Origin of the sequence: Pseudorhodoplanes sp. (assembly GCF_046289595.1) — a bacterium.
Classification (GTDB): Bacteria; Pseudomonadota; Alphaproteobacteria; order Rhizobiales; family Xanthobacteraceae; genus Pseudorhodoplanes.
On sequence record NZ_JBKBVB010000176.1, the window covers coordinates 1 to 6,247 of the forward strand.

Annotated in this window: 7 protein-coding genes; 2 read left to right on the forward strand and 5 right to left on the reverse strand. The window is 63.9% G+C overall.

Going from position 1 to position 6,247, the window contains the following annotated elements; genetic code table 11:
* Positions 1–154: 154 nt before the first annotated feature.
* The 4 genes from dut to ubiE all read right to left on the reverse strand — a co-directional run bounded on the left by dut (position 155) and on the right by ubiE (position 4,316).
* Entirely contained in the window at positions 155–637 is a 483-nt protein-coding gene (gene dut, locus ACK41X_RS22125) for a dUTP diphosphatase (RefSeq protein ID WP_409728054.1), read from the reverse strand.
* Complete coding sequence (coaBC, locus tag ACK41X_RS22130; RefSeq protein ID WP_409728057.1) at positions 634–1,857, reverse strand: bifunctional phosphopantothenoylcysteine decarboxylase/phosphopantothenate--cysteine ligase CoaBC; 1,224 nt, start codon at positions 1,855–1,857, stop codon at positions 634–636. Before coaBC ends, dut begins: the two co-directional genes overlap by 4 nt.
* A gap of 94 nt (positions 1,858–1,951) precedes the next feature.
* A complete protein-coding gene (gene ubiB, locus ACK41X_RS22135; RefSeq protein WP_409728060.1) occupies positions 1,952–3,523 on the reverse strand; it encodes a 2-polyprenylphenol 6-hydroxylase in 1,572 nt (523 codons plus the stop codon).
* Between the two features lie 28 nt (positions 3,524–3,551).
* The gene (gene ubiE / locus ACK41X_RS22140) at positions 3,552–4,316 is read right to left on the reverse strand and encodes a bifunctional demethylmenaquinone methyltransferase/2-methoxy-6-polyprenyl-1,4-benzoquinol methylase UbiE (RefSeq protein ID WP_409728063.1); all 765 of its coding nucleotides are present in this window, start codon (positions 4,314–4,316) and stop codon (positions 3,552–3,554) included.
* A gap of 104 nt (positions 4,317–4,420) precedes the next feature.
* Here ubiE and ACK41X_RS22145 point away from each other — a divergent pair, with 104 nt between their 5' ends.
* Both ACK41X_RS22145 and mutM read left to right on the forward strand, forming a co-directional pair.
* A complete protein-coding gene (locus ACK41X_RS22145) occupies positions 4,421–4,801 on the forward strand; it encodes a glyoxalase superfamily protein (RefSeq protein WP_409728066.1) in 381 nt (126 codons plus the stop codon).
* A 7-nt stretch (positions 4,802–4,808) separates the two neighbouring features.
* Complete coding sequence (mutM, locus tag ACK41X_RS22150; RefSeq protein ID WP_409728068.1) at positions 4,809–5,690, forward strand: bifunctional DNA-formamidopyrimidine glycosylase/DNA-(apurinic or apyrimidinic site) lyase; 882 nt, start codon at positions 4,809–4,811, stop codon at positions 5,688–5,690.
* Positions 5,691–5,807: 117 nt separating this feature from the next.
* Here mutM and ACK41X_RS22155 read toward each other — a convergent pair.
* The coding region (locus tag ACK41X_RS22155) for a sigma-70 family RNA polymerase sigma factor (protein ID WP_409728071.1) at positions 5,808–6,247 on the reverse strand (440 nt) is incomplete at its 5' end.

Genomic DNA, 6,247 nt, shown 5'->3' on the forward strand with positions numbered 1-6,247 from the left:
GCTTTGGCAGAGACCGGGCGGGTATCCGAGTTGAGCGCGACGTCGATGACCGCTGCGATGGCCAGGATGCCTTTTCGCGACATCAGCGGCATTCCAATTTACTCACCGTTTGTGTGTTTATGATGCATAACGGTAGTAAATTACATGATTGTGTCTACCCTTTCGACGCTGAATTGACACTTTTCGCGCCCGTCGAACCGAATCCGCCGGCTCCCCGGGCCGTTTCATCGAGGTGTTGAACGATCCGCAGGCCAATCGTTGCGACAGGCGCAATGACAAGCTGCGCAATACGCATACCGCGATCAATCGAGAAAAGCTGTTTGCCGTGGTTGATGAGGACGACGTTCACCTCCCCACGATAATCCGAATCGATCGTGCCCGGCGCGTTCAGCACCGTAACCCCAAATTTTGCGGCAAGCCCTGAGCGTGGGCGGACTTGGCCTTCGGTGCCGGTGGGCAGGGCCAGCGCGATGCCGGTCGGGACCATGGCATAGGCACCGGGCGCGAGATGCAGCGGTTGGTTATCGGGAATCGCGGCCAGCAGGTCGAGACCGGCCGCTCCGGCCGTTTGATAGCTGGGGAGCGGCAGACCTGCGCCGTGCGGGAGCTGCACGACCTCAATTTCGATATCTGTCACGTCCGGCTCTCTTTGAGCGCGTCCGCCACCCGGGCGATCAGGCTGCGGGCGACGTCGTCTTTGGACTGGGGCGGCCAGGACTCCACGCCGCCGGCGGCTACAAGGTGGACAGTGTTGTGATCGCCTCCCATCACGCCGCTTGCCGGCGAGACGTCATTGGCCACGATCCAGTCACAGCCCTTACGCTTGAGTTTTTCCTTGGCGTGATCGATCACCTTTTCGGTCTCGGCGGCGAAGCCAATCACAAGCCGCGGCCGCCCGCTCTTGAGCTTGGCCACGGTTGCGAGAATATCCGGATTCTCGGTCAGGGTGAGCGCGGGAGCGCCGGATGTCGCTTTCTTGATCTTCTGGGTGCCGGGCTCCCCGATGCCCCAATCAGCCACGGCGGCTGCGAAGATCGCAACATCGGCCGGGAGATTTTGCTTCACCGCGGACATCATTTCGTGCGCGGTTGTCACGTGAACTGTCTTGACCGCAGCGGGGTCGGGCAAATGCACCGGGCCGGACACCAGAACCACATCCGCTCCCGCTTGCGCTGCAGCCGCGGCGATGGCGTGACCCTGCTTTCCCGACGACCTGTTGGCGATGTAGCGGACCGGATCAATCGGTTCATGGGTGGGGCCGGAGGTGACCAGCACGCGCTTTCCCGCGAGCGGTTTTTCCGGGTCCGCCGATGACGCATTGAGAATGCGCAGCGCGGCGTCGGCGATCTCGAGCGGCTCCGCCATGCGTCCGGTGCCGGCTTCGCCGCTCTCAGCCATTTCGCCAGTATTGGGCCCGACCATCCGGACGCCGTCGGCCTCGAGCTGTGCGACATTGCGGCGGGTTGCGGCGTGCGCCCACATGGCCGGATTCATCGCCGGCGCAATAAGGACAATCTTTTCGGTCGCAAGCAGAACGGCGGACGCCAGATCGTCGGCATGGCCGCCGGCCATTTTCGCGATCAGGTCGGCGGTGGCGGGGGCAACGATGACGAGATCTGTGTCGCGCGCCAACCGGATATGTCCCACGTCGAATTCGCTTTGCGGATCGAACAGATCGGTGAAGGCACGCTCGCCGCACAGCGCACCGACCGAGAGCGGTGTGACGAACGCATGGCCGGCTTTGGTCAGGATGCAGCGGACCCTCGCTCCGCGCTCGCGCAGCCGCCGGATCAGGTCGAGCGATTTGTAGGCGGCGATGCCGCCGCCGATGACGAGAAGAATGCGCTTGCCGGTCATGATCTCGAACCTGACGCACTCGTTAACACATCGCGCCACCCGACAACGAACCGGTACTGGCTGGCCAAGGTATCATGGTTAACAGCGGGGTCCATTACTTGAGCAGATAGACAATGTAAGCGAGCAGGGCGGCAATGACCCAAAGCGCCAGCGCCGTGGCGCGGCCGCGTCGCGCCTCGGCGCGGCCAATGTCTGCAACGGTTTCAGGCGCCAGCACGATGCCGTTGCGGGTGGCGGCGTCCAGCTGCTCCATCAGGACGCCGGCGCGCGAAAGGAGCCCGGGTACCTGGGCAGCGAAGCGGCCGAGTTCCGCCGCACCCTCGGCCGCGCCGGCAATGCGCCCCGCGGGACCGAGATTGCGTTCGATCCAGTCGCGGACCACCGGCTCGGCCGTCGACCACATGTCGAGCTTTGGATCAAGCGATCGCGCAACGCCCTCGACCACCACCATGGTCTTCTGCAGCAGCAGCAATTCCGGCCGCGTCCGCATGTCGAACAGGCCGGTAACCTCGAACAGCAGAGTCAGCAGCTTCGCCATCGAGATTTCGTCGGCGGCGCGCTTGTGGATCGGCTCGCCGATGGCGCGGATTGCCTGTGCGAAATCCTCCACCGAGTGATGCGAAGGCACATAGCCCGCTTCGAAATGCACCTCGGCGACGCGATGATAGTTGCGCGTGATGAAACCGTACAGGATTTCGGCGAGAAAGCGCCGCTCCTTCGGGCCAAGCCGGCCCATGATGCCGAAATCCACCGCGACCAGCCGCCCTTCATCGTCGACGAACAGGTTGCCGGGATGCATGTCGGCGTGAAAGAAGCCGTCGCGCAGGGCGTGGCGCAGAAAGCTCTGGATCACGATACGGGCCAGCTCTTTCAAATCGAAGCCCCTGGCTTCGAGCGCAGCGTGGTTCGACAGATGGGTGCCGTCGATCCATTCCAGCGTGAGCACGTCTTTGGTCGTGCGGTCCCAGTCGACCGCCGGGACGCGGAATCCGGGATCGTCCTTGGTATTCTCGGCCATCTCCGACAACGCCGCGGCTTCGAGACGAAGGTCCATTTCGAGCGCAATCGAGCGCCGCAAGGTGGCCACCGTCTCGATCAGCCGCAGCCTGCGCGCTTCAGCGGAGAGCGCCTCGGCGTTGCGCGCGGCGAATGCGAATGCGTCCTGATCGCTTGCGAAGCGCCGCTCAATTCCCGGCCGCAACACCTTGACCGCGAGCTGGCGCGGGCCGTCCGCCGTCATGATCTCCGCCCGATGCACTTGGGCAATCGAAGCTGCGGCCACCGATGGTCCGAAGCTTGCGAAGACCTTGTCGACCGGCTGTCCGAAGGACTGTTCGACGATCGCGACCGCCTGGTCCTGCGGGAAAGCCGGCATGCGGTCCTGCAGGCTTTCGAGGTCGCGCGCGATCGCGACGCCCACCACGTCAGGCCGGGTCGCCAGAAATTGCCCGAGCTTGACATAGGTCGGGCCAAGCCGGGTCAGCGCCGCCGCCAGCCGCCCGGCCTGGCTGTCCTTGCCGGGACGCTCGATCAGCTTTGCGAACCGCAAGGCGACACGCCCAGGCAGCGGCACGAGGGCCGGATCGACCTGACTGAACACGCCTTCGCGTGCGAAAACAAAGCCCGCGCGCATGAGCCGCATCGAATTGGTGAGGGCTGAAATCATGTTTACGGCCGTGCGCGCCCGGTCAAGGTCAGAGCCGCCAGCCGGAATGCAGCGCGACGACGCCGCCGGTCATGCGCGTGAAAGAGACGCGCGCGAAACCGGCGTCGCGGATCATTGCGGCGAAGGCGTCCGGCTTCGGGAATCTGCGGATCGATTCCACAAGATAACGATACGATTGCGCGTCGCCCGCGACCGCACGTCCGAGCGCGGGGATCACATTGAAGGAATAGAAGTCGTAGAGCGTTTCAAGCGCGGGAACGTCGACCGAGGAAAATTCCAGGCACAGGAAATGCCCGCCGGGACGCAGCACCCTGTAGGCCTCACGCAAGGCACGTTCAATGCGCGGCACATTGCGGATGCCGAAGGCGATCGTATAGGCATCGAAGCTTCGATCCGGCAGCGGCAGCGTCTCGGCATTGCCCTCGATGAAGGTCACCGCATAGTCGAGACCGCGCTTCTCCGCGCGTTCGCGGCCCACCGCCAGCATCTCGGCGTTGATGTCGACGATGGTGGCGTGGGTGCCCGAGCCGCCGGCGTCGACCACCCGGAATGCGATGTCGCCGGTGCCGCCGGCGACATCCAGCAACCGGAAGTCGCGGTCGCCCTTCGGCGGATTAACCGCCGTTACGAGCGCACTTTTCCAGGCCCGGTGCAGCCCGCCCGACATCAGGTCATTCATCAGATCGTAGCGGCGCGCGACTGAGTGGAAGACGTCATCCACCAGACCCTGCTTCTCGTCGAGCGGGACACGGCGGAAGCCGAAATCGGCCTCATTTGAGGAGTTTTCCGTCATTTTCCTTGCGTCTTTGGGCTGGCCGGGCGGGACGATAGCCCAGCCCGCCCGGCCGCGCTACATAACCACGACGCCCTCGTTAACGAGACCTGCCGTATCCGTCCATGAGCATCGCCTTCAATCCCGCCATACCGATTTTCCGCATTTTCTCGGTTGAGAAGGCGCAAGAGTTCTATCTCGACTTCCTTGCGTTCAACCTCGACTGGGAGCACCGGTTCGAACCCGATTTCCCGGTCTATATGCAGGTGTCTCGCGGGGCGCTGGTGCTGCATTTGAGCGAGCATCATGGCGATGCCTGCCCCGGATCGACCGCTTATGTGCGCATGCATGGGGTGCGGGAGTATCATGCCGAACTGAGCGCGAGGAACTACCGGTTCCTGCGTCCCGCCGTGGAAAGCCGGGACTGGGCCGAGGCGGAGATGACCGTGACCGATCCGTTCGGCAACCGCATCCGGTTCGGCGAGATCGGCGCCACCAAAGACTGAGCCGGCCATGCCCGAACTGCCCGAAGTCGAAACTGTCCGGCGCGGCCTCGCCCCGGTACTTGAGGGCGCCCGCTTCGTGCGGGTCGAGGCGCGCCGTCGCGATCTGCGCTGGCCCTTGCCGAACGACTTCGTGAAACGGCTCGAGGGTCACACCGTCACCGGGCTTGGCCGGCGGGCGAAATATCTGCTGGCCGATTTGTCGTCCGGCGAGGTGCTACTGATGCATCTTGGCATGTCGGGTTCGTTTCGGGTGGTCCAGGCTGGCGCGGACGGTATCCCCGGTGCGTTTCATCACGAACGGTCAAAGGCGGTCGCGCACGATCACGTCGTATTCCACATGTCGAATGGGGGGATCGCGGTTTTCAACGATCCGCGCCGGTTCGGCTGTATGAAGCTCGTACCCCGCGAGCGCCTCGGCGAGGAGCCGCTGTTACGCGCGCTTGGACCGGAACCGCTTGGCAATGCGTTCGATGCTGCGTTGCTGGCATCAGCCTGTGCAGGCAAGCAAACCAGCCTTAAGGCCGCGCTGCTCGATCAACGCGTGGTCGCCGGACTGGGCAATATCTATGTCTGCGAGGCGCTGCATCGCGCCCATCTCGCGCCAAAGCGCAAGGCGTCCACGCTCGCCGACCGCAAAGGACATCCGGTGGCGCGCACCGTGGCGCTGGTCGATGCCATCCGCGCCGTACTCAATGATGCGATCTCGGCCGGTGGCTCATCGCTTCGGGATCATCGCCAAACGTCGGGCGAAATCGGCTATTTTCAGCATACGTTCCGCGTCTATGACCGCGAGGGCGAGCCGTGCCCCGGGCGCGGCTGCACCGGTACGGTGCGGCGGATTGTGCAAAACGGCCGCTCCACGTTTCATTGTCCCGTCTGTCAGAAATGAACGAGGGCCGTAGGCCCCCGTCTGGTCCAGCCAAATTAGGCTTTGCGGTCAGAAGCGCTCGCGGACCTCGGCAGCGCCGGCGCACCATGTTGGAAAGCGCCCGCTTGTCGAACAATGTCAGCTTTCGTGCCGCATCAGGACCGCACGCGTCGCGTGGTCCGGTCCAAATTCATCGATGCTGTCGACATTGAGAAGCTTGGCCAGCCGGCTGCGGGCCCGGTTGACACGGCTTTTGATGGTGCCGACCGCGCATTCGCAGATGTCGGCGGCCTCCTCATACGAAAAGCCGGAGGCGCCGACCAGGATCAGGGCTTCGCGCTGCTCTGCAGGCAGTTGGGCGAGCGCCTGCCTGAATTCCTGAAATTCGACGCGGCCGATCTGATCGGGATGCGACTTCAAGGTCTCCGCCATCGAGCCGTCCGCATCTTCGATTTCACGGCGGCGTTTGCGGTATTCCGACCGGAACAGGTTGCGCAAAATCGTGAACAGCCATGCGGGCATGTTGGTGCCGGGCTGAAACGACTGGATATTGGCGAGGGCGCGCACAATCGTTTCCT